Here is a 21,186-nt window from a genome sequence, read left to right on the forward strand (position 1 = left end):
ATGGTGGTCGCGATCGCCGACTGAACGATGGCGAACGCGAAGAAGACGGCCATCTTCGCGAGCAGGTAGGCCTTGGTCGACAGCCCGACCGCCTGTTCGCGGCGGAAGATGGGGCGCTCGCCGATGAGGTCGCGGATCGTCAGGGCGGTGCCCATGAACACGGCGGCCATGGTGAGCAACATCAATACCGATCCGGGCTCGTCGGACCCGTCGCCGTTCGGATCGGCCACACGGAATCCCGTCGAGCCGGGAACGGTGAGCGCTAGCGCGCCCATCACAAACGGCAGCAGCGCCAGGAAGATGAAGTAGGCGCGGTCGGCGATGATCAGCCGGACCTGGCGGCGCGCGATCGTCGAGAATTGACGCCAGGTGCTGGAGCGCGCCGGGGCGCCAAGGTCGACCGGCCTCTCCGAGTCGGGTATGGGGGGTGGTGGTTTGGCCTGGGCCAGAAAGCGACGGTTGGCCTCGTCGGGGTCCGCACCGACCATCCCGAAGATCTTGGCCCAGTTGGTGGTTCCCATGGTCGCCTCGATGGCGTCGGGCGGGCCGCAGTATGCGGTCTTGCCGCCCGGTGCCATCAGCAGCACCTGGTCGCAGAGATCGAGGTAGCTCAGCGAGTGCGTCACCACCAGCACGACGCGACCGGCGTCGGCCAGCTGCCGCAGCATCGTCATGACCTGCAGATCCAGTGCGGGATCCAGGCCGGAGGTGGGCTCGTCGAGGATCAGCAGTGACGGCCCGGTGAGCAGCTCCAGGGCCACCGAGGCGCGCTTGCGCTGACCGCCGGACAGCTTGTCCACCCGCGTGTCGGCGTGCTTGGTCAGCCCGAGCTCCTCGATGACCTGCGCGACGACCTGCGCGCGGTCCTCGCTGCTGGTGTCGGTCGGCAGCCGCAACTCGGCCGCATAGTTCAGCGCCTGGGTCACCGTGAGCTGGCGGTGGACGACGTCGTCTTGGGGCACCATCCCGATCCTGCTGCGCAGCGACGCGAACTGGGCGTGAATATCGTGCCCCTCGAACGTGATCGACCCGGAGCTGGGACAGGTGGCTCCGGCGATCAGCCGGGACAGCGTGCTCTTGCCCGCCCCTGACCCGCCGATGAGCGCGGTCAGCGTCCCGGGCCGGGCGGTCAAGGAGACCTTTTGGATCAGGCGCTTGTTGTCGACTTGAAAGTCGACCTCCCGCACCTCGAGCCCGCCGGTGCGGCTAGCCGCTTCGGCGCGGCGGAGCAGGATTTCACCGTTGAAAACCAGGTCGACGTTGCCGATCGTGACCACGTCACCCTCGGTCAGCGGCGCCGACAGGATGCGGGTGCCGTTGACGAAAGTCCCGTTGATGCTTTGCGCGTCGTGGATCTCCATGCCGGTGGGGGTGGGAACCAGGTAGGCGTGATGGCGCGACGCCAAGACGTCCGAGATGACGACGTCGCTGTCTTCCCCGCGACCGATGACGGCGGCACCCGCGGGCGGCGCCCCCAGCCTCGATCGTGACCGCTGCACCGCGCGCCGCAGGTTGGTGCTGTCGAACCCCGAGGCTTCGAGGGTTTCTGCCCCGATTTCGGTGAGCGGCTGGCTCCTCGGCGGCTGCGGCGGGCCGGCCGGCTGCGGTACCGGGTAGGGGGCGCGGGATGGCCCGCCGGCCGGCGGGTAGCGCGGCGGAGCGGGTTGCGGTCGCACGATACGGGGCGACGAGATGCCGGGGCGCCGTGGCGGTTGCGCCTGAGACGGCCTCGGGCCGTCGGGCGGCGTGATCACCGGGACCGCCTCCACCGTCGGGGGAAGCTGGCCGACCGTCCCCTGGTGACGTCCGATCTCGAAGGTCAAACGCGGCCCGTCGGGCCTTCCGATGTTGATGCTCTGGCGATCGTGGACGTCGACCCCCCGCACCCGCTGGCCGCCGACGAAAATCCCGGTGGGCGAACCGTTGTCGATCGCTATCCATTTGCCCCGATCGAAGCGCAGCAACAGGTGCGCGCGGGCGATCAGCGGATGGGCAACGCGCATGTCGGCGCGGAGGTCACTTCCGACCACCACATCACGGCCGGGCGCGAAGCTGCGCTGTGACCAGTCCGATTGAACCGTCAGCACGGGCGGTGCGGGCCTACTCATCACATAAGTATTGGACGCGCAGCAAACATGCGCTCACTATTTCGCTTTATAGGTGAAGATGGTGGGTTTCGCCGCCCAAAGGGCCGGGTGCGGGCGGGCGTAGCACCTCAGCTTCGCGCCGTGTTCTCGGTGATGATGTCGCACGCCGTCTCGTAGAACGCGCTGATCAACGTGGAGAACGAGAGCTGGAAGGGATGGATCATGTACACATCCAGCTGCTCGAGGCGCCAGTCCGGCAGCACCGGCACGATGCTGCCGTCGCGCAATTCGGTTGTGACGATGATCTGGCTTGGCATCGCCCCGATGCCGAGGCCGTGCAGGATGTATTGCTTGCACACCTGAAAATTGTTGGCCCGCGCCCGAACCATGGGCGAGAGCTCATGGCGCCGCTTGTTCTTGGCGACGGTGAGCTTGCGCGGCCCCTCGCTGACTCCGCAGTCGATGAACGGCAAGGTGTCCAACTGTGCGGGAGCGGTGATCGGCTCGGGTAGTTGGCGAATGAAGTCGGGTGATGCGCAAAGGAAGAGTTCGAGGCTGAAGACCTTGCGCGCGATCAGCGTCGAGTCTTGTAGTGGCCCCGTGCCGAACACCACGTCGAACCCGTCGTGGACGGGATGAACGACGTTGTCCACCAAACGGATATCGAGTCGCGAGTGCGGGTAACGCTGCAAGAATTTGGCGCCGACCCGCGATGCGTAGTCGATGCCGACGAAGACGGGGATGGCGACGCGCAACTCGCCCTGTGGCTCTAACTTGCTGCCTTCTACCAGCGCCCGTACCCCGTTGGCCTCGGCCAGGATATTCACGGCGTGGCTGTAGATCTTCTCGCCCAGATCCGTGACGGTGAGCTGATGTGTGTTCTTGCGCAGCAGCTTGATGCCCAGGTCCGATTCGAGCTTGCTGAGCTTGCGGCTGACCGTTGACTTGGGCATGCCGAGCAGCGCCGCCGCCTTTGACAGGCTGCGGCACTCGACGACCTTGCCGAATACCAGCAAGGCATCGAGGTCGAACGGCAGGCTTTGCTCCATCTGGTGTTCCAAAATTGCAACAGAGTGTTGCAATTGAAGGCCTATTTGCGCATTTGGTCAAGTGCTACCTTCGGCCGAGAGGCGGAGGAGGGCCCGATGAGTCAGGACGTCCTGGTGACTAAGCCGTCAAGCGGGCACTGGACGGATGCCTATCCCGAATTAGGCCGCGGCCCAGTGTCACTCGACGATTGTGTCTCAAAAGAGTTCTACGAGAAGGAACGCGAGCACGTCTTCAAGAAAACCTGGCTCTACGTCGGACGGGTTGAGCGAGTGCCGAAGTCGGGTAGCTACTTCACCCGCGAACTGAGGTTCCTCGACACATCGATCATCATCGTGCGCGGCAAGGACGGCGTGATCCGCGCCTTCCACAACATCTGCCCGCACCGCGGCAACAAAATCCTGTGGAGTGACGACCCGTTCGAGGAGGTGCAGGGTCGCGCGCCGGTGCTGTACTGCCGCTTCCACGGCTGGCGCTACAACCTGGATGGCACGCTGCATGCCGCCACCCGCAAGGATCTGCTGCTCGACTTCGACGCCGATGCCTGCCGGGTGCCGGCGATTCAATGCGAGGTGTGGGAAGGCTTCATCTTCGTCAACTTCGACCCGCACAACACCCAACCGCTGCGGTCCTACCTCGGCGAGCTGGCCCACGGCATCGAGGGCTATCCGTTCGCGGGGCCACACCAGGTGTATCGGTTCAAGGCCGAATTGCAGTGCAACTGGAAGATTTTCGTCGACAGCTTCGCGGAGAGTTACCACGGACCGTATCTGCACGCATCCTCGTTCGGCGCTCTCACCGCGGAGGCCCGAGATGCCTTTGACCAGCCGAACCCGTTCACCGATGCGCTGGCCTATCAGCTCAAGGGTCCGCACCGGATGTTTTCCTTCGCCGGCGAGCCGTCGCAAAAGACGCCGTACTCCAAACCCATTGAATGCGTGATGGAAGCGAGCGCGGCCGGCCCGTGGAACAAGCGCATCGATCGCGGTCCGATGCCGGCGGGCCTCAATCCCACCCGTTCGGAGAAGTACGGCTTCGATTCGTTCCAGTTCTTCCCGAACTTCGTGGTGATCTTCGGTTCATCCGGTTTCAGCACGCACACGCATTGGCCGACGGGCCCGCACTCGCACATCTTCGAAGTCGAGATGTTCTACCAGCCGCCCAAGACGCACAAGGAGCGGCTGGGGCAGGAGCTGACCGTGACCTTCCTCAACGACATCATCCTGGAGGATGCCAGCCCGTCGGAAGGGTTGCAGGCGATGCTGAACAGTGGTGCGCTCACCCATTTCACGATGAATGACGAGGAGATCCTGCTGCGTCATCTGCACAAGGTGGTGGGCGATTACGTGGCGGCCGGCGAGAACTCCAAGGTGACTCGATGAATACTCTTCTACCGCAGGAGTTCTCGCAGATCGAACATCTGGTGCCCGAGTGGGCCATCGAGGACGGGCATGAGCGCTACGTGAAGCGCGTGAACAGCTCCATGGCCGAGATACAGGCGTTCTACGACGAGGTGTTTCCGCACGCCGAGGAGGCGGTCGCCTATATCGACAAGTTCGACTATTCCGAACCGCTGCCTGACGACGTCGCAAACCTCCGCAATCTGCTGTACTCGTTGATCACCGTCTCGTTGGCGGTCGAGTTGTGGAGGCAGCCGCGGGTAAAGCACTCGGCGAAGACCATTCTCACGAGGCTGAGCTGAATCATGGGGCTTTCCACCACACGACTCGAATTCATCGACTGCACGCCGCTGATCGGCAGCGAGATCAGGACCGATCTGGACACCCTGCTCAGTGGTCGCGAAGCGGAGGCTATCCGTGCAACACTCGAGCAGCGCGGGGTGATCTTCTTTCGCGGACTGCGGATCAGCGACGAGCAACAGGTCACCATCGCGAAAACCCTTGGCAGCATTGTGCAGAACGAGGGGGAGGGCGGGATCTACAAGATTTCGCTCGACACGAACGTGAACCAGCGGGCCGAGTACCTGAAGGGCTCGATGTTCTGGCATTTCGACGGCTCGCTGCAGCCCTATCCGAATCTCGCCACCCTGTTGCGGGCCATGAAGCTATCCGACTCGGGCGGGCAGACCGAATTCTGCAACACCTATGCGGCCTACGAGGACTTGCCGGAGGCCGACAAGGAGGCGATCGCCGGCCTTCGCGTGGTTCATAGCGCGGAGCGCTCGCAGTATTACGTGCGCCCCGAGATGAGCTACGAGGAAATCACCTTCTGGCAGAAATCGCCCACCAAGTCCTGCCCGATGGTGTGGACGCACCAATCCGGACGCAAGTCGTTGCTCCTCGGTGCGACGGCGGATTACGTGATCGGACTGCCGGCCGAAGAAAGCCGCGCATTGCTTGCGCGCCTTCGTGACTGGGCGACTCAGCCGCGCTACGTCTACCGCCACGAGTGGCAACTGGGCGACCTGCTCATGTGGGACAACACCGGGACCATGCACCGGGCGCTGCCGTACACCGCGGACAGCGGTCGTCTCATGCACCGCACCGTGCTTGCCGGCGAAGAGCCGCTGGATTGAAACTCGGCATCGCCACCCCCGTCGTCACAAACGTCGCCGGCGCCGCGTTGACGTGGGAGAAGACCGCCACGATCGAAGACATCGGTCGCGTCGCCGAGACCGCGGACGGGCTCGGCTATCACCACCTGACCTGCAGCGAGCACATCGGCATACCGTCGACGGAGGCCGCCCGGCGCGGCTCCCGGTACTGGGACCCGCTGGCCACACTCGGCTACGTGTCCGCGCGCACCAACCAGATCCGACTCGTCACGATGACGCTGGTGCTCGGTTACCACCACCCACTCGCAATCGTAAAGCGTTACGGCACATTGGATCACGTCAGCGGTGGCCGGGTGATCCTCGGCGTCGGCGTCGGGAGCCTCAAGGAGGAGTTCGACCTGCTCGGCGCGCCGTTCGCGGACCGTGGTGCTCGTGCCGACGACGCGCTGAAGGCGCTGCGGGCGGCATTGCCCACCAATGAGCCGGTGTATGAGGGCGAGTACTATCGGTTCGGCGGGCTCACCATCGATCCCTGTGCGCTGCAACCGCATATGCCGATCTGGGTCGGGGGGCGCACCAAGCGGTCGTTGCGCCGTGCGCTGAGGCTCGCCGATGGCTGGTGTCCGTACTACGTGTCGATTGCCACGGCCGCCGAGTGGCTGCGGGCGCAGGAGCTGCCGGCCGGCTTCGAGGTGGTTTTGCCCGCCGACCAACCGCTGGACCCGGTGGGGGAGCCGGCGTTGACCGAAGACGCGCTGCACACCATCGCCGCCGCCGGCACCACCACATTGTCGGCCAGGTTCATCCACCACTCGCTCGAGCATTACCTCGAGCAGATTCACGCGCTGGCCGAGTTGCACGGCAAAACGTTCTGACGGACAGCATCAGAACGGCCGCATCGCCTGTGGCGGACGCTTAATCTCCTGTTATGGACCGCATCTGGCAGTGGGCGTGGGATCGGTACGGCGCGAGGTATACCTGGGCGGGCGGCGTGATCGCTTTTTTCGTCTCGCTGCCGATCTACCTCACGTTCGTCTCGTTTCCGATTGTCGTTTTTGAGAAGTCCGGTCGCTACCTTGCAGTGACGGTCACTACCGCGGTGGCCGCGCTGGTGCTCGCATGCATCATGGTTCTGCCGGATCGCCGGTGGGCACGCCTTGCGGAACAGTGGGCAGCGGGCCGCGAGGTCGATCGAGCGGCCGCCCTGGAGGGCACCTATATCTTTTCCCGCAGGGCGACTTCTCGCACGGTGTGGGCCGCCGCTGTCTGGGCCGCCGCGTTGTCGGTCATTGTCGGCGCGATCGCCGGAGCGAGTTGGTTGCGGCTGCTCCAATACGGGACCGTGGCTGCCGCCATTGCATTAGCGGTTCAGCTGGTCGCGCTTCACAACAGCGTGGAGGCAGCATGGCGGCCAGCCAGGGTCGCCCTCGCGGCTGACACAGGAATCGGCGACTCACTGCCGCACTCTCAGCCGACTTTCGGCGCGCGATCGAACGTGTCCATGGTCGCCGTTGCTTTTGGGTATGCCGTCGGCGGCGCATTGCTTGCCGCAGCGTCGAATCGAGTCAGTGATGCCCCCATCCTGTCCCTCGTGATCGGCGGTGCGTTAGCGCTTGTATTCGCGGTACCGGTCTCCGTCGGCCTTGGATTCTCGAGGTCGCTGCAGCCCATTCGCGACCTCGCCAAGGGCGCTGAACGCGTTGCGGCAGGGGACTTTAGCCGGCGCCTACCCGTCGTCCAGGACGACGACCTCGGCGTGTTGGCGGCGTCATTCAATCGCATGCAGGAGGGTTTGGCTGAGCGACAACGGCTTCAGGGCGCGTTCGGCACCTACGTCGATCCGGCCCTGGCCGCGCGGCTGCTCGAGCAGGGCGACGACGTGTTCACCGGTGAGCGCCGCGAGGTCACCGTGATGTTCGTCGACATCCGGGATTTCACCCCGTTCGCCGAGGCGAACAGTGCCGAGGACACGGTTGCGCGCCTCAACGCTCTGTTCGAAATCGTTGTGCCCGCCGTCCTCCATGCTGGCGGGCACGTGAACAAGTTCCTCGGCGACGGAGCCTTGGCCGTCTTCGGCGCGCCGAACGATCTTGCGGATCATGCCGACGCCGCGGTGTCTGCCGCTGTTGTGATCCAGCGCCTCGTCGACGCGCGGTTCGGCGGCGCGCTTCGAATCGGCATCGGGATCAACACCGGTGCCGTCATCGCCGGGACCATCGGCGGCGGAGGCAAGCTTGAGTTCACGCTGATCGGTGACACCGTCAACGTCGCCGCGCGCGTGGAGCAGCTCACCAAGACCACGGGCGACGCGATCCTGCTCACCCAATCGTGCGCCGACGCGCTGGCGTCTCGACCCCCCGGCCTCCTCGATCGCGGATCACACCCCCTGAAGGGGAAATCGGCCGCGGTGCAGGTCTTCACTCTCGACGCGGGGTGTTGGTCAACGCTCTGATCGTCCAAAAGTGAAGTGTGCGGGCCTACGGAGCAAATTAAGATTCGAGGCGCAACGCTGGCGAGTGCAAGGGGACATCCGTGGCAGATGGATTGAAGGTCGATCCAGCCGCCCTGCACGTCGGCAGCAACGACATGTTCAACGCGATCGGTGAGGCCGCGTTGAATTTCTTCAGCCATGAGGACGGGTTAGCCGCGGCCGCGCCGGGCTGGATCGGATCCTCGGAGCTGGCGTTAGGTGAACTGGCGGCCCGGTGGCAGGCCCGCCACGATCACCACCAGTTGCAGGTGGACGGCTTGGGGTCGCACGTCGCCGAAGCGGTACTCGGCTACATCACCAACGAGGACGAGTCGGCGCGAGCATTCCGGTCGGTGCGAGAGTAGGGGTCACAAGTGGGGCAGTTGACCCCTTCTGACGTCAAGCGTTGGGATCTCGGCGCGATCCAGAAGGTGTTCGAGACGGCCAACGGACGCGCCAATACCTTGCAGCAGTTGGGGCAGAACCTCGAGCAGGTCCATAACGTTCTCAGTAGTTGGCAAGGGGAGGCCGGGGACGCGTTTCGCGCCGACCTCGGCAAGGCCCGCCGAGACATCGAGGCCGACGGTCAGGAGTCCAGGCAGGTAGCCGCGGCGGTGTCGCGCGCCGAGGGGGATGTGCGCGCATGCAAGCGCGAACTCGAGGACGTCGAGCGGACCGCTGAAGCCAACGGCTGGACCATCACGCCGGATTGGCGAATCGACGTGGGCGACACGTGGATTGGGCGCGATACCCTAGAGTTTGCCGCCCAACAGCAGCTGCTGCAGGATCAGCTCATTGCGTTGAATGTGCACGCCCACAGCGCCGACCACGAGCTTGCCACCGCCGTCCGCTTTGCCGTGGGCGAAGTCCCGCTGGATGCCGGCGGACATCCGCCAGGCGGTGGCGCACCGCCGCAAGGTCCGCCGAATCCGGCGGCCCGGGGCAAGCCACGGACGTGGCAAGACATGTTGTTGCCCGATGGCCCCGCCGGCGCTGGGCCCGACGGTACCTCGCCGAAGGGCCCGCCAGTTCCCGCGGATGCCGGGGGTAAACCTCTGCCGCTGCAAGACATGCTGTTGCCGGCCGGCCCCGCCGGCGTGGGGCGCGGTGGTGTCCCGCCGCCGCGGCTGAACCCCGCAGACGTGGAGAGCTTCAAGGCGATGGCCCGCCAAACGATGATCCGCGACGGTGTGCCGCCGAATCAGATCGAGGCACGCCTCAACGACATTGTTGGCCGCACCCAGCAGTGGATCGACAACGGTATGCCCAACTACGTTCCCCCTGAGCCAAAGGCCCCGCCGCCGCCGGGATTCGCCGAAGGATTTGGTGACCGCTGGTTTGCTACCGAACAGGGGATCAAAAACCTGATCGGGCAGGGAGGTCCCGGAGCTCCGAGTGTGCTCAAGTCATGGGAGCAGATGCTCAAGGGCACCGCCGCGACGGCCCTAAACCCGGTGGGCACGACGATCGGGGAAGTCAAGAACGCGTTGGACTCGCCAAGTCCGGCCTACTATTTGGGCGCCAAAGCCTCCGATGCCGCCACCACGTTGCCCGCGATGCTCTTCGGCGGGGAGGGGGCGGCCGTCTTACGTGCAGGCGAATTGGCCGACGTTGGCTCCGGTGTGCTCGACCCTGGCCTAGCGGTTTCACCGCGTGCCCCGATCGGCTTCGATCACCCCTTCGGCTATAACCCGTGGGCAGACCAGGCGGCAACGGATCTCACCTACGCACACCTGCATGGAGAGCCCACGCCCGGTCTCAGCCAACAACTCGCTGACATTTCGACTCACTACGTGGGTGAGAACCCAGACCGGGTAGTCCTCGGCAAGTTCGACGGCTATGAAGGTGGCTACATCGGCGAAGCCAGAGGCCACGGTGGCGTCTACTTCGATACCGGCGACCCGACGTGGGACGCCCTCACCGGGGGCCTTGGTGATACACAAGAACGAAGTCTGGTGTGGCAAGTCAACGAGCGGTTCCTCCGCACTCAGATGGAGAACGGCGTGCCCCGCATCGAGTACGTCTTGCCCAAAGGTTTCGATAGCGTGGAACAGTTGGCAGAAGTACAGAGGCGGTCTTATTCGGCTCTAGAGATTAACTTCCTGAAAGACGTTGCAGGGGCTTACGGCTATGAACAGCACGGGAATGCGTGGGTATACAAGGGAGGCGGCTAACCAGTGACACCAGCTGAGGTGGGACGGTTTTTGGAGCCCACGTTGTCGCATACCGGTTTCAAGCTCGTCGAAATACAAGATGCCGCGATTTACCAACATCGTCCTGCATGGGCAATCTACTACCGGGGTCAGGACTGTAAACTTCAAATCTGTTGGTCGGCTCGGGACGGCGGGATAGATTTCATGCTCGCGCCACTCGACGCGCCAAACGAATTTGGCTTGCTGAACATGTCAGAAAAATGGCAGTTCATGCTAATGCTCAGTGATGCCCACGATGACTTAACGACTCCTGGGCTCGATGCCGACGACAGCGCGGTGCTGTCCTGGCTCAAGGCGCTTTTCGAAATACATTTTGAAGCTGCTCGGAGTACATTGCTGGCGAGAGGCTAGCAACAGACGATACTCCTCACTAATGAAATGAATGACGTCTTGGGCGATAAATCTGCTGAACTCCAGACCGAGATAGACCGGTTGTCGGAAAGACTTGGGGTTCGTCCTATACCTGTAGGGTTCCGAACGAACGATGGCCTGAATATCTATGTTGCAGAGGACGGCTCATATCACTTCGCTTTCTACGAGCGCGGAAAACTAGGCTTCGATCGGACGGGCAGCCTCGATGACGTTCTCTACTGGTACACCGAGGACGTGGCCACCAACCAAGCCGCCAAACGAGTGGGAGACCGAGCGGAACGCTTTAAATACGAATACCAGGTATTGAGTCAATTCCATATTGAGTGGGCCAAGAGAAATGTCCGGGAGACTGCGGCATTGTTTCGTGACGGTCAGCCAGAAGACATTGCCTTGCTCCCCGACATCGGCGAACCGTTGTGACGCATGACTGGAACGTCGCCGGAAAGCGATCGACGGGTCGCGCCTCAGCTGTTTTCGCCGATCCAGGAAGTAGTGAAGCGCAGCGTCTCAGGGATGCCCTCGGCCAGACCGGCTCCGATGGATTTCTCGAGTTTGCCGCCCACCAACGGGATTTTGATGTTCACCTGCAGGACGGCGCGCAGTTGCGTCCCGCCGCCGTCCGTCGCCGCAAGCCATGTTTCGGCATGGCCGGATCCCAATCCGCCGGAGGCCGCGACGCTGACGTGTCCGCGTACCTGGTGGTGACCGTCCGGTCGCCACGTCTCGGTCTGCACGACCTTCACTTCGCCGGTAACGAATTTGGCGACCAGCCCGGGTAGGAGCTGACGACCTAGGTGTTGGGTCGTGCGCACCGTCACCGTGCCGTCGGCGTCGGCCACCAGCGAATCCAAGGTGGTGTCGGCGGCACCGGCCGCGATGCGGGCCAGCCAATAGTCCTCGCGACCGAACGCGGCATGAATTTGCTCAACGCTGGCGGGCGATTGGGTCAAGACGTCGAATGAGCGCGACATATCAGACCATTCTTTCAGAGGCGGATCTTCCGAGGCGGTGAATCCGGCGCTTAGCTACGACTGCGGCCCGGTTCCCAACAGCCGCAACGGATGCAAGCCGTCGACATAGCCGACGAACGGCGGGTGAATGCTGTAGCCGAGCATGCGGCGAATGTCATCGGAGACTGTGCACGCGATGTCGCGCGATACCGACAAGCTGAAGGCTTCCATCGGCCGCAGCCACGGTTCGCAGTATTGAGCGGTGATGGCCAGGCGCTCGTGGGCGGTGGTGTTGGCGCCTCCGCCATGCCACAGGGTGCCGACGAAGAAGACGCACGAACCGGCGGGCATGACGACGGGCAACGCCTGATCGTCGGCGCCCGGCCGGCGCTTGCCCCAGCGGTGGCTGCCCGGGTACAGGACCGTGGCGCCGTTGTCGGCGGTGAAGTCGTCGATCGCCCAGATCGTGGCGGCCGCCAACGGCGCCCGCGGACGCGGAATCGGATAGAAACCGTCGTCATGGTGCGCCAGCTGCGCCGCCTCGCCGGGCTGAATGTTGATGGCCTGCAACGCAGAAAGCAAATAGTTGGGCATCAGTAAACGGTCGAGCGCCGCGAGTACCCGGGGGTGGTCGACGAGCCGATCGCACACCCGCGTCCTGCTCAGCACGCTGTAGATCCGCTGGGTACGCCGGCCCTCGAAAGAGTTGCGTCCGGTGTGCCCGAGCCACGGTCGGACCACCTCACGAATCTGCGCGCACTCCTCGGCACTGAGCAGGTTCTCCCAAATGACGTAGCCGTCGCGGTCGAGCGCCGCCATGTCGGTCGCGACGATCGCGCCGTCGACCGAACTTCCGCCGGTGGGCGTCCGCTTGTACCGCTGCGCCAGATCTCCCCGAAGGTCCTCCAGCGTTGTGAGGGATTCGTCGTCGATGCTCATTGGTGCTCGTCCTTAGTCCACTGGCACTTCTGCCCACACTAGGCCGAGTCCGGCTCGACTCACACCCGAACCGCCGACGGGTTAACCCCGAAGGCCGGTGATGAAGCGTTGCACGCTTCGGCTCAGCGACCGTGGCACATGGTCGGGATCCATCAACTCGTTCTCGGCCAGTGGGCCCGCCTCATTGGCCACGGTGCTTTCGGTGAATGGTCGCAACGTTCGGCTGTCGCCGCGAAGTGCCTCGATGGCCTTGTGAACCGAGCGGTGTTCGGTGATCGCCGCTTCAAACTCGTCAAGTGGCACACCCAGATGCTCGGTCACCAATTGGTTTCGCACCGAGGTGATTTCGCGGCTTACGTCATCATGCTCGGAACCGGTTGATGCCTCGATGGCCAGGTCGCATTCGCTGTCGAACCCCATCGAGCGGTTGTTGAAATTCGAGGACCCGATCCGCAGCAGCCGGTCGTCGACCACCAGCACCTTCGAGTGAATGTAGATCGGCGCGCCGCGGTCGGTCACCGGCCAGTAGACGCCCAATCGGTCATGCTCGTCGGCCTCCCACAGCTGTTGGATCAGGCGGTGGCGTGCGCTGTCCATCGTTCCGCGCTCAAGCGGGTTGTTGCCTTTACGGGCGAGCACGATGACGATCTCCGGGCCATCGCCTTCCCGTAGCCGCGCGGCCAGCGCTTCGGCAATAGTGCGGGACGCCAGGTATTGGTTCTCCACATAAATGGTGTCGCGGGCCGCCGCGATGGCGGCAAGGTTGAGCGCCTCCACCTCGCGGACCTCGGCGCGATCGTCTAGTTCGGGCAGGGTAAGTGCGATCCCGACATCCACGTTGTACAGCCGCGGTTCCAGCTTGCTGGGCCAAGCGCTGTGCCGCACCTCAACCGGCGCCAACGATTGTTGCGTCGCGGTCTGCCATCGCGCCAAAGCCTGCTCGCCAAGCGCCCGCGCCGCCGCGCCGTCAACGGCGGCCCCGACGTCGTGCCGCGGGCCATAGCTGCGGCCCCCCGTGCGGCGTCGACGACTGACATGCTCATGGGCGGGGGTGTCCCATCGGTCGAGGGTGAGGTCGATGCCGCCGCAAAAGGCCACCGAATCATCGATGACGACGATCTTCTGATGATGTACGGAGCCGAGCGGGTGCACACCGTCGATGGCGAAATGCATTCGCTTGCTGCTGATCTGGTTCATAAGCGACACTGGGGCAAGCCCGAACCAGAGGCCGTCGAACGCCGGGAGCAGGCGCAGATTGGACTTCAGCAGGTAAATATCCAGCGCAGGCCGCTTCCAGAGCATCCAATAGAGGAAGGCGCCCAGCTGGTTCGGGCCCGGCAGTGTCTTATCGCCGCGCTCAAACGTCACTCTGGCGTCGAAGTCCCAGCCGATCAGCATGATTCGGTGCCGGGCGCGCAGCATCGCCGCCTTGACGTGCTTGAAGTACTCGGCCGCATCGATGATGGGGGTGAACTTTTCGGCACGCGCCGTGCGCCAGCACGTCTGGCCGGGAGTCAGCAGTCGATCGTCGTGCACGCTGGGGGCTTTCAACGATGTTGATGGGTCAGCGCGGACATAGCCACTGTGTACCACACCCAGCCCGCACGCCTCGGCGATCCGGGCTGGCGGTGGCAGGACGGTGCCCATAGACGAGAATCAAGAGATGCGCATCCTTATAGTGCTCGCGAGCTTCGTCGTGCTCATCGGTGTGGCCGCGCCGGCACAGGCCGATCCGGCGGCCAATTCGGGATCCGACGCGAGCTTCCTGGCCGCGCTCAACAAGGCCGGCATCACCTATCAGAGCCCTGCTACCGCCGTCGGGGTGGGCAAAAGGGCGTGCGAACTGATGGACCAGGGCCACCCCCAGGTCGACGTCATCCACAACATGTCGTCGAGCAATCCGGGATTCACGGTGGACGGCGCCGCGCAGTTCACCATGATCGCCGCGAGTGCCTACTGCCCCCAGCACCTCGGGCAATCGGTCAGCCAGGCGCCGGCGGCAGCGCCGGTCGTCGACATTCCCATCATCACGCCCCCGGCCGCCTAGGGCGGCTACACCGACTGGAAGCTGAGTTCCACCTCGGAGCGGGTGCGAACCTGATCGGTGCCCAGCACGTAGCTCGGCACGGTGTGGGGGACCGTGGTGCCTGCCTTGACCCTGGCCTGGGCCTGCCGGAACTCCGGGGTCGGGCCCGACGCGACGTTGATCCCGTTGATGATCGACCACACAGCGGTGCGACGGGCGGTGCGTTCGATGATGTTGCAGTCACGGTGCTGCAGCAGCTGCTTGGCCCATTTCGGCATCGTGTCGCGAATGGCCCAGTCGACCGCCGCCTGCGGCATGGCGAGGTTGGGGCCGGTGCCCATCGCTTTCCCATGGGTGACAGCCAATTTCGGTAAGTACGATTCCAGGCATTCGAGCGTCTCGGCCTTGGTGGTCGGCAGATCGGTGCCGCCCAGGGCGTGCCCGACCCGGACGAACTCGCCGTAGTAGCGGTCGAGTTTCTTGCCGCGCAACGGCATTGGATGATACAGCTCGTGTGCGGTGGCCAACCCCCAGACCACCGTCGCGTAGTTCCACCGCAGCCACTCGGGATCGTCGGCGTCGTAGCGGGCTCCGTCGGGACGAGTGCCCTTGATGGTGTGGTGCATCGCGCGCACGGATTTCGCCAGGCGCTCAGCGGTTTCCGTCGAACCGTATGCCGTGCCGATGAAGAACGCGACCGAGTGGCCCAGGCGTATCGCGGCGCCTTCGGGGTCGATCTGCGGCACGCGCGATATCGGGTTTCCGTTGATGTCGCGCTTGATCAGACGCGAATGGTGCATCCCCATCCAGTAAATCGACGGGTCCAGGCTCTCCATGAAGGCCGCACAGTGCAGGCCGAAGATCAGCGCGGGCAGGTGTGAATGCACGCGCCACACGGCGCTGTCGGGACCGAACCAGCCCGGATCCCCGACGGGTGCGGCAAACTCCATGCCGCGGAAGAAATGCCGCCGCATGTTGTCGTCCAACTGTTTGTTGATCAGCTGCCCGACTATCTGGTGTGGCAGGAACACAAATAACTCCCTCAGATTTCTGGTCACGACTGTAACCAGAATATGTTTTGGTTACGGGTGTGACAAGACCAGCCGTCCGTCGACCTACGCTGTAGGGATGTCGAGTCCCACCCGGTGGGCCGGTGTACCGCTCAAGGACCGCCGCGCCGAGCGTCGTGCGCTGCTGGTCGAGGCCGCGTATCGCCTGTTCGGCAGCGTCGGCGAGGCGGCGGTCTCGGTGCGTTCGGTCTGCCGGGAATGCGGGTTGAATACCCGGTATTTCTACGAGAGCTTCGGCGATACCAACGACCTGCTCGGCGCGGTCTACGACCGGGTGAGTGAGCAGCTCGGCGAAGTGATCGCGGCGGCGATCGAGCAGGCCGGGGATTCACTGGCGGCCCGGACCCGGGCCGGCATCGCGGCGGTGCTGGGCTTCTCCTCGGCCGATCCACGCCGCGGCCGGGTGCTGTTCACCGACGCGCGCACCAACCCGGTGCTGGCCGCCCGGCGCCGCGCCACTCAGGACATGTTGCGCCAGGGTGTGCTGAGCGAAGGTTGGCGTCTCAATCCGGGTTCCGATCCGGTGGCCGCCGAGGTTGGCGCGGCCATGTACACCGGCGCGATGGCCGAGCTCGCCCAGCAGTGGCTCGCCGGTCATTTGGGCAATAATCTCGATGCCGTCGTCGACTACGCTTTGAAGCTGGTGCTGCGGTAGCGGGGAGTGCGGTTATGGACCGAATCGAACGCGCGATGGACCCGGTTCGACGCATCCTGGGCCACCAGGTCAGCGTCGGCGCGTTGATCGAACTGGCGGTGTGGCTGGCGATCCCCTACCTCTGTATTGGGTTCGCGTGGACCGTTTTTCACCCCGAGCAGACCCACCGGATTCAGGCGCGGATAGAAGCCGTGTCGCCCACCGGCGCCGACGTCACGGCCTTCGGGCTGGCCACCGCGTTGTGGCCCGCCGCGCTGCAGATCGCCGACGGATGCCCGGCGCCGTGATCGACATTCGGATCGAATGCGTGCGCGAGAGGGCGGTTTGCTCCTAGGCTTTCAGACCATGTCAATCGACCGGTTCGGCCTTCTTACGGGCACTATTCGGCTTGCCTCTGGCGTGTCGTTCCTCGTTGATCCCCTACGCGCGAACAAGTTGTGGGGCGACCCCGAGGAGCCGACGCCGACGGCGCGACTGCTGCTGCGGTCGATGGGTTATCGCGACGCGCTGATCGGTGCGCTGCTCGCCGCCGCGGCGCTGCGCGGCAAAAACACCCGCGGCTGGTTCCTGGCCTCTGCGGGTGCCGACGTGTCCGACCTCGTCGGCGGGATCAGCGTGCACAGCGAGCTGAAGCCCTCGCAGCAACTGATCGGCCTGGGCGGCGCCGGCGTCGGGATCGCCGTTGGGCTGTGGGGCGCTGTCCGTCCGGCCAAGCGGGTGGACGAAGCGTCGGAGCCTGCCTGAGCGAACCGGCAAGTATTTGCTGGTCTAGACCTTGATGCAGTCGGTACGCTCATTTCGTGCCGGAAACAGCGTATGCAGACTGCGGCGATCTCAGCCTTGCGTACCAGGTGTTCGGAGACGGGCCTATCGACCTGGTCTTCGCTGGCTCGTTTGCGAGCCATGTCGAACTGTATTGGACGATGCCCGACTTCAAGTCGTTCATGGAGCGGCTCGCAACGTTTTGTCGGATCATCCTTTTCGACAAGGCCGGGGTGGGATTGTCGGATCCGGTTCCGCAGGTACGCACCCTCGATGATCGAGCCGCAGAGATCGAGGCCGTCATGGATGCCGCCGGCTTCGAACGAGCTGCGCTGCTCGGGGTGAGCGAGGGCGGGCCGGCGGCCACCTTGTTCGCCGCGACGCGACCCGAGAGGACGCGGGCGCTGATCCTCGCCGGCACGGCGGCGTACCTGCCCACTCAAGGTTGGGATGACCTCGATCGCGATCCGGCCGAGCTTCGGGCGCGTGCCATCCGGGAGCTCGGCGAGCGGTACGCGCCTTCCGAGGAACAGATCGCCGGCTTCCAGAAATTCGGCCGGGCCGTCTTTTCGGCCTGGGGGAGCGGCGAGGCGCTCAAGTGTTTGCTGCCGTCGGTCCGGTCGCCGCGTCAGCTGGGAACGCTGGAACGCATGTGTGCGAGCCCCGGAATGGCCCGGGCCACACTAGAAGCCGCCTTCCACATCGATGTCCGGCCGATCCTGCCGGCCCTCACGATGCCCACCCTTGTCGTGCATGCCCGACAAGACCCCGGCGTCCCGGTGCAGGCGGGCCGCTATCTCGCCGACCACATTCGCGGCGCGCGCATCATCGAACTCGACGGCACGGACCACGCGCCCTGGTTCACCGATCCGGGCAGGATTGCGACCGAGATCGAAGAGCTCCTCACCGGGAGCCACGCGTCCCCGTCACCAGTGAATCGGGCCCTGCGCACGGTGCTGTTCACCGACATTGTCGCGTCGACGGAACGCGCGGCGGCGACGGGCGACGAGCGCTGGCGTGCAGTCCTGCAGCGCTTTGGCGAAATTACCGCCGAAGCCGCGGAACGATACGGTGGCACGGTCGTGAAGAGCACGGGGGACGGCTACCTCATGACGTTCGAGGGGCCGACCCAGGGCATCCGGTGTGCCGAGAACTTGCGCGAGGACGCGGAGAAACTGGGTATCGAGATCCGCATCGGAATCCATACCGGCGAGTGCGAACTCATCGATGCGGACATCGGGGGAATCGCCGTGCACATCGCGGCGCGGATCCTCGGCCGGGCCGGTGCCGGGGAAATACTGGTGTCGCGCACGGTCCGCGACCTTGTGGTCGGCTCCGGCATCGGTTTCCACGAGCGGGGGGTCGTCGAGTTGCGTGGTGTTCCCGGGACGTGGGAACTGGTCGCGGTCGACCGGCATGGCGCGCGGACCGGGTCGCGCGAAGCGGAGCTGGCGGCCGCGCCCACCCCCGGTCCCCGCACGGCGATGCGCCCATCGGACCGAGCCGTGGCGGTGATAGCCAGGCGGACACCGTGGATCCTGCGCGGCATGGCGCGCTTGGTCCCGGTCACCGAAGGCGGCCAGGCCGTTGCCGGAACAAGCCCGCGCTGACAGGCGAGCGGAGATGCGGTTGACTAAGCAGCATGAGTTTCGGTGTGCTGACATTTGTTACCGACGACGGCATTGGCCCGGTGGACCTGGGGCAGGCACTTGAGCAACGTGGCTTTGGGTCGCTCTTTCTTGCTGAGCACTCACACATCCCGGTTGGCGACAAAACGCCTTATCCGATGGGTGGTCCCATTCCGCCGAAGTATTACCGGACGTTGGATCCGTTCGTTGCGCTGACGGCCGCGGCGGTCGCCACTGAGCGGCTCGTTCTGGGTACCGGGATCGCGCTGGTGCCGCAGCGCGATCCGATTCATACGGCCAAGGAGGTGGCGTCGTTGGATCTGGTGTCGCAGGGGCGATTTCGATTCGGCGTGGGTGTGGGCTGGCTGCGTGAAGAAATTGCGAACCACGGTGTCGATCCCTCGGTGCGAGGACGCGTGGTCGATGAGCGGCTCGACGCGATGATCGAAATCTGGACGAAGGAAAAGGCCGAATTCCACGGGAAATTCGTGAACTTCGACCCGATCTACAGCTGGCCAAAGCCGGTGCAGAAGCCGTATCCACCGCTGTATCTCGGTGGGGGACCGGCGGGCTTCAAGCGCATCGCCCGCCTGAACGCGGGCTGGCTCTCGATGACCCCATCCGCGAAAGCCCTCGCCGGGCCGCTCGAGAAGCTACGGGCTGTCGCCGACCACGACGTCCCAGTGATCAACTTCCACGGTGGTAAAGCGACAGCGACAGAGCTCGAGGGCTATCGCGATTTGGGCGTGGAGCACCTTCTGGTGGACCTGCCCACCGAACCTCGCGACCAGACGCTCCGCCGTCTCGATGGTCTGCAGGCCGAGATCGCCAAGCTGGCGTAAATTCAAGTCCCGCAAAACGTTTGGTAATTGCCGAAGTCCTCGGGGGCGGGAGCGGCGTAGCGCTCCAAACCGGGCCGCTCGGCATACGGCTGGGTCACCGCCGCGAGGAGCTGCTCAAGGGGGGCGAGCTCGCCGTCCGTCGCCGCGGTGAGCGCCTCCTCGACCAGATGGTTACGCGGGATGTAGATCGGGTTGGTGCGATCCATCGCATCAGCGTCGGGACCCAAGGCCTGCCAGCGCGCCAGCCACGCATCGAAGCCGGCGAGGTCCATGAACAACCCGCGCGTGGGCTCGGCGTCACCCCGCGCCGCCTGACCCAGTTGGCGGAAGAACGACGTGTAATCGACGTGGTTCTGTTTGAGCAACAGCAGCAGTTCGTCGACCAGCGCGGTGGTGAATTCGGCGTCGATGTCGGTGGATACGCCGAGCTTGGCGCGCATCCCGGAGGCCCACACCGCGTCGTAGCGGGCACGGAACACACCGAACGACTGCTCCGCGAGTGCGATGGCCTCCTCGGTGCTGTCCGACAGCAACGGGAGGAGCGTCTCGGCGAAGCGGGCGAGGTTCCATCCGGCGATGGCCGGCTGGTTGCCGTAGGCGTAGCGCCCCCAGAAATCGATGGAGCTGAAGACCGTGTCGGGGTCGTAGGCCTCCATGAAGGCGCACGGTCCGTAGTCGATCGTTTCGCCCGAGATCGTCGTGTTGTCGGTGTTCATCACCCCATGGACGAATCCGATCAGCATCCACTGGGCGATCAGCGCGGCCTGCGCGGCAACCACCGCTTCGAACAACGCGAGGTAGGGGCGGTCGGCCTTCGCCGCGCCGGGATGGTGACGGGCGATCGCGTGGTCGGCAAGGCGGCGCAGGAGGTCCTTGTTGCCGGTGGCCGCCGCGTATTGGAAGCTACCCACCCGCAGGTGACTGCTGGCGACGCGGGTGAGCACGGCCCCCGGCAGCGTGGTTTCGCGATGGACCGGGCGTCCGGTACCGATGACGGCCAACGATCGTGTCGTCGGCACACCCAAGGCGTGCATCGCCTCGCTGACGATGTACTCACGCAGCATCGGTCCCACCGCCGCCAGGCCATCCCCACCGCGCGCGAAGGGCGTGGCACCGGATCCCTTGAGGTGAATGTCACGCAGCCGCCCGTCGTTGTCGACGAGTTCGCCGAGCAGCAGCGCGCGCCCGTCGCCTAATCGCGGGACGAAGCCGCCGAACTGGTGCCCCGCGTAGGCCTGGGCGACCGGGGCCGCCCCGCTGGGCACCAAGTTGCCCGACAGCAGGCGCAGCCCGTCGGAACTGCGCAGCCAGGTGGCGTCGAGCCCGAGTTGTTCGGCGAGCTGCTCGTTGAGCACGAGCAGCCGCAACTCGGGAAACGTTTCGGCTTGCCAGCGGACCGCCAGCTCCGGCAATTCGCGGAAAAACCGGTCTTGCAGGGCAACGGTGGTATCCGGTGCGACGCTCATCTCACCGAGCCTACGGAAACTCGAACGGAGTCAACGCGGCCGCGGCGGTGGCTAGCCGATGGCTTTCCCGATCAGATCGCGGGCGCGATCGAGCATGGACGCAAACGGGCCGAGGGCGAAATTCAGCTTCGCCGATTCGACGCC

General features: G+C 64.8%; 22 protein-coding genes and 1 pseudogene. 15 read left to right on the top strand and 8 right to left on the bottom strand.

Features of this window, described 5'->3' with window-relative positions:
• The coding region (locus tag Q0W90_RS14555) for an ATP-binding cassette domain-containing protein (RefSeq protein WP_297774966.1) at positions 1 to 2,108 on the bottom strand (2,108 nt) is incomplete at its 3' end.
• A gap of 107 nt (positions 2,109 to 2,215) precedes the next feature.
• The gene (locus tag Q0W90_RS14560; protein WP_297602067.1) at positions 2,216 to 3,136 is read right to left on the bottom strand and encodes a LysR family transcriptional regulator; all 921 of its coding nucleotides are present in this window, start codon (positions 3,134 to 3,136) and stop codon (positions 2,216 to 2,218) included.
• Between the two features lie 96 nt (positions 3,137 to 3,232).
• Here Q0W90_RS14560 and Q0W90_RS14565 point away from each other — a divergent pair, with 96 nt between their 5' ends.
• From Q0W90_RS14565 to Q0W90_RS14605, 9 genes are all read left to right on the top strand, one after another.
• The gene (locus Q0W90_RS14565; protein WP_297774968.1) at positions 3,233 to 4,516 is read left to right on the top strand and encodes an aromatic ring-hydroxylating dioxygenase subunit alpha; all 1,284 of its coding nucleotides are present in this window, start codon (positions 3,233 to 3,235) and stop codon (positions 4,514 to 4,516) included.
• Positions 4,513 to 4,836 carry a hypothetical protein gene (locus Q0W90_RS14570; RefSeq protein ID WP_297602071.1) on the top strand — a complete coding sequence of 108 codons (324 nt, stop codon included), beginning with the start codon at positions 4,513 to 4,515 and terminating at the stop codon, positions 4,834 to 4,836. The genes Q0W90_RS14565 and Q0W90_RS14570 overlap by 4 nt, the downstream gene beginning before the upstream one ends.
• Positions 4,837 to 4,839: 3 nt before the next feature.
• On the top strand, positions 4,840 to 5,670 hold the full coding sequence (locus Q0W90_RS14575) for a TauD/TfdA family dioxygenase (RefSeq protein WP_297774970.1): 831 nt from the start codon (positions 4,840 to 4,842) through the stop codon (positions 5,668 to 5,670).
• Positions 5,667 to 6,524 carry a TIGR03619 family F420-dependent LLM class oxidoreductase gene (locus tag Q0W90_RS14580; protein ID WP_297701429.1) on the top strand — a complete coding sequence of 286 codons (858 nt, stop codon included), beginning with the start codon at positions 5,667 to 5,669 and terminating at the stop codon, positions 6,522 to 6,524. Before Q0W90_RS14575 ends, Q0W90_RS14580 begins: the two co-directional genes overlap by 4 nt.
• Before the next feature lie 53 nt (positions 6,525 to 6,577).
• Entirely contained in the window at positions 6,578 to 8,101 is a 1,524-nt protein-coding gene (locus Q0W90_RS14585; protein WP_297774972.1) for an adenylate/guanylate cyclase domain-containing protein, read from the top strand.
• A gap of 80 nt (positions 8,102 to 8,181) precedes the next feature.
• Positions 8,182 to 8,484 carry an RNA 2'-phosphotransferase gene (locus Q0W90_RS14590; protein ID WP_297593833.1) on the top strand — a complete coding sequence of 101 codons (303 nt, stop codon included), beginning with the start codon at positions 8,182 to 8,184 and terminating at the stop codon, positions 8,482 to 8,484.
• Between the two features lie 9 nt (positions 8,485 to 8,493).
• Entirely contained in the window at positions 8,494 to 10,293 is a 1,800-nt protein-coding gene (locus tag Q0W90_RS14595; protein WP_297593835.1) for a hypothetical protein, read from the top strand.
• A gap of 3 nt (positions 10,294 to 10,296) precedes the next feature.
• Complete coding sequence (locus tag Q0W90_RS14600; RefSeq protein ID WP_297774974.1) at positions 10,297 to 10,683, top strand: hypothetical protein; 387 nt, start codon at positions 10,297 to 10,299, stop codon at positions 10,681 to 10,683.
• Between the two features lie 108 nt (positions 10,684 to 10,791).
• On the top strand, positions 10,792 to 11,124 hold the full coding sequence (locus Q0W90_RS14605) for a hypothetical protein (protein ID WP_366521416.1): 333 nt from the start codon (positions 10,792 to 10,794) through the stop codon (positions 11,122 to 11,124).
• 44 nt (positions 11,125 to 11,168) lie between these two features.
• Here Q0W90_RS14605 and Q0W90_RS14610 read toward each other — a convergent pair whose 3' ends face one another.
• From Q0W90_RS14610 to Q0W90_RS14620, 3 genes are all read right to left on the bottom strand, one after another.
• Entirely contained in the window at positions 11,169 to 11,675 is a 507-nt protein-coding gene (locus Q0W90_RS14610; protein ID WP_297593841.1) for a DUF2505 domain-containing protein, read from the bottom strand.
• 54 nt (positions 11,676 to 11,729) lie between these two features.
• A complete protein-coding gene (locus Q0W90_RS14615; RefSeq protein ID WP_297700120.1) occupies positions 11,730 to 12,593 on the bottom strand; it encodes a phytanoyl-CoA dioxygenase family protein in 864 nt (287 codons plus the stop codon).
• Positions 12,594 to 12,674: 81 nt separating this feature from the next.
• Positions 12,675 to 14,129, bottom strand: coding sequence for a phospholipase D-like domain-containing protein (locus tag Q0W90_RS14620; RefSeq protein WP_297593932.1), 1,455 nt, complete (start codon positions 14,127 to 14,129; stop codon positions 12,675 to 12,677).
• A 127-nt stretch (positions 14,130 to 14,256) separates the two neighbouring features.
• Between Q0W90_RS14620 and Q0W90_RS14625 the strand changes: the two genes are divergently transcribed.
• A complete protein-coding gene (locus Q0W90_RS14625; protein WP_297774976.1) occupies positions 14,257 to 14,640 on the top strand; it encodes a DUF732 domain-containing protein in 384 nt (127 codons plus the stop codon).
• Between the two features lie 5 nt (positions 14,641 to 14,645).
• Here the strand turns inward: Q0W90_RS14625 and Q0W90_RS14630 are convergent, their stop codons facing one another.
• Positions 14,646 to 15,650, bottom strand: a complete 1,005-nt coding sequence (locus tag Q0W90_RS14630; protein ID WP_297593934.1) for an oxygenase MpaB family protein — start codon at positions 15,648 to 15,650, stop codon at positions 14,646 to 14,648.
• A 97-nt stretch (positions 15,651 to 15,747) separates the two neighbouring features.
• On the opposite strand from Q0W90_RS14630, the gene Q0W90_RS14635 reads away from it, so the two are divergent.
• From Q0W90_RS14635 to Q0W90_RS14655, 5 genes are read left to right on the top strand one after another with little or no spacing between them, the layout of a single operon-like run.
• Positions 15,748 to 16,344, top strand: a complete 597-nt coding sequence (locus tag Q0W90_RS14635) for a TetR/AcrR family transcriptional regulator (RefSeq protein WP_297700116.1) — start codon at positions 15,748 to 15,750, stop codon at positions 16,342 to 16,344.
• Between the two features lie 14 nt (positions 16,345 to 16,358).
• A complete protein-coding gene (locus Q0W90_RS14640; RefSeq protein WP_297593850.1) occupies positions 16,359 to 16,631 on the top strand; it encodes a hypothetical protein in 273 nt (90 codons plus the stop codon).
• 58 nt (positions 16,632 to 16,689) lie between these two features.
• Complete coding sequence (locus tag Q0W90_RS14645) at positions 16,690 to 17,088, top strand: DUF4267 domain-containing protein (protein ID WP_297593851.1); 399 nt, start codon at positions 16,690 to 16,692, stop codon at positions 17,086 to 17,088.
• A gap of 56 nt (positions 17,089 to 17,144) precedes the next feature.
• Positions 17,145 to 18,716 (top strand): adenylate/guanylate cyclase domain-containing protein, encoded by a 1,572-nt coding sequence (locus Q0W90_RS14650; RefSeq protein WP_297593854.1) that lies wholly within the window; start codon positions 17,145 to 17,147, stop codon positions 18,714 to 18,716.
• A 32-nt stretch (positions 18,717 to 18,748) separates the two neighbouring features.
• Positions 18,749 to 19,576 (top strand): LLM class F420-dependent oxidoreductase, encoded by an 828-nt coding sequence (locus Q0W90_RS14655; RefSeq protein WP_297593856.1) that lies wholly within the window; start codon positions 18,749 to 18,751, stop codon positions 19,574 to 19,576.
• Positions 19,577 to 19,578: 2 nt separating this feature from the next.
• Here the strand turns inward: Q0W90_RS14655 and Q0W90_RS14660 are convergent, their stop codons facing one another.
• A complete protein-coding gene (locus Q0W90_RS14660) occupies positions 19,579 to 21,042 on the bottom strand; it encodes a protein adenylyltransferase SelO (RefSeq protein ID WP_297593858.1) in 1,464 nt (487 codons plus the stop codon).
• 51 nt (positions 21,043 to 21,093) lie between these two features.
• Positions 21,094 to 21,186, bottom strand: a pseudogene (locus Q0W90_RS14665) (hemerythrin domain-containing protein); the annotation flags it as partial.

The sequence above is a fragment of the Mycobacterium sp. genome (assembly GCF_025933915.1).
Taxonomy (GTDB): Bacteria; Actinomycetota; Actinomycetes; order Mycobacteriales; family Mycobacteriaceae; genus Mycobacterium.

Coding starts and splice junctions, on each gene's coding strand:
- Q0W90_RS14570 (WP_297602071.1), top strand. CDS start 4,513: ATGAATACTCTTCTACCGCAGGAGTTCTCGCAGATCGAACATCTGGTG.
- Q0W90_RS14640 (WP_297593850.1), top strand. CDS start 16,359: ATGGACCGAATCGAACGCGCGATGGACCCGGTTCGACGCATCCTGGGC.
- Q0W90_RS14635 (WP_297700116.1), top strand. CDS start 15,748: ATGTCGAGTCCCACCCGGTGGGCCGGTGTACCGCTCAAGGACCGCCGC.
- Q0W90_RS14660 (WP_297593858.1), bottom strand. CDS start 21,042: ATGAGCGTCGCACCGGATACCACCGTTGCCCTGCAAGACCGGTTTTTC.
- Q0W90_RS14625 (WP_297774976.1), top strand. CDS start 14,257: ATGCGCATCCTTATAGTGCTCGCGAGCTTCGTCGTGCTCATCGGTGTG.
- Q0W90_RS14655 (WP_297593856.1), top strand. CDS start 18,749: ATGAGTTTCGGTGTGCTGACATTTGTTACCGACGACGGCATTGGCCCG.
- Q0W90_RS14645 (WP_297593851.1), top strand. CDS start 16,690: ATGTCAATCGACCGGTTCGGCCTTCTTACGGGCACTATTCGGCTTGCC.
- Q0W90_RS14610 (WP_297593841.1), bottom strand. CDS start 11,675: ATGTCGCGCTCATTCGACGTCTTGACCCAATCGCCCGCCAGCGTTGAG.
- Q0W90_RS14585 (WP_297774972.1), top strand. CDS start 6,578: ATGGACCGCATCTGGCAGTGGGCGTGGGATCGGTACGGCGCGAGGTAT.
- Q0W90_RS14565 (WP_297774968.1), top strand. CDS start 3,233: ATGAGTCAGGACGTCCTGGTGACTAAGCCGTCAAGCGGGCACTGGACG.
- Q0W90_RS14615 (WP_297700120.1), bottom strand. CDS start 12,593: ATGAGCATCGACGACGAATCCCTCACAACGCTGGAGGACCTTCGGGGA.
- Q0W90_RS14560 (WP_297602067.1), bottom strand. CDS start 3,136: ATGGAGCAAAGCCTGCCGTTCGACCTCGATGCCTTGCTGGTATTCGGC.
- Q0W90_RS14575 (WP_297774970.1), top strand. CDS start 4,840: ATGGGGCTTTCCACCACACGACTCGAATTCATCGACTGCACGCCGCTG.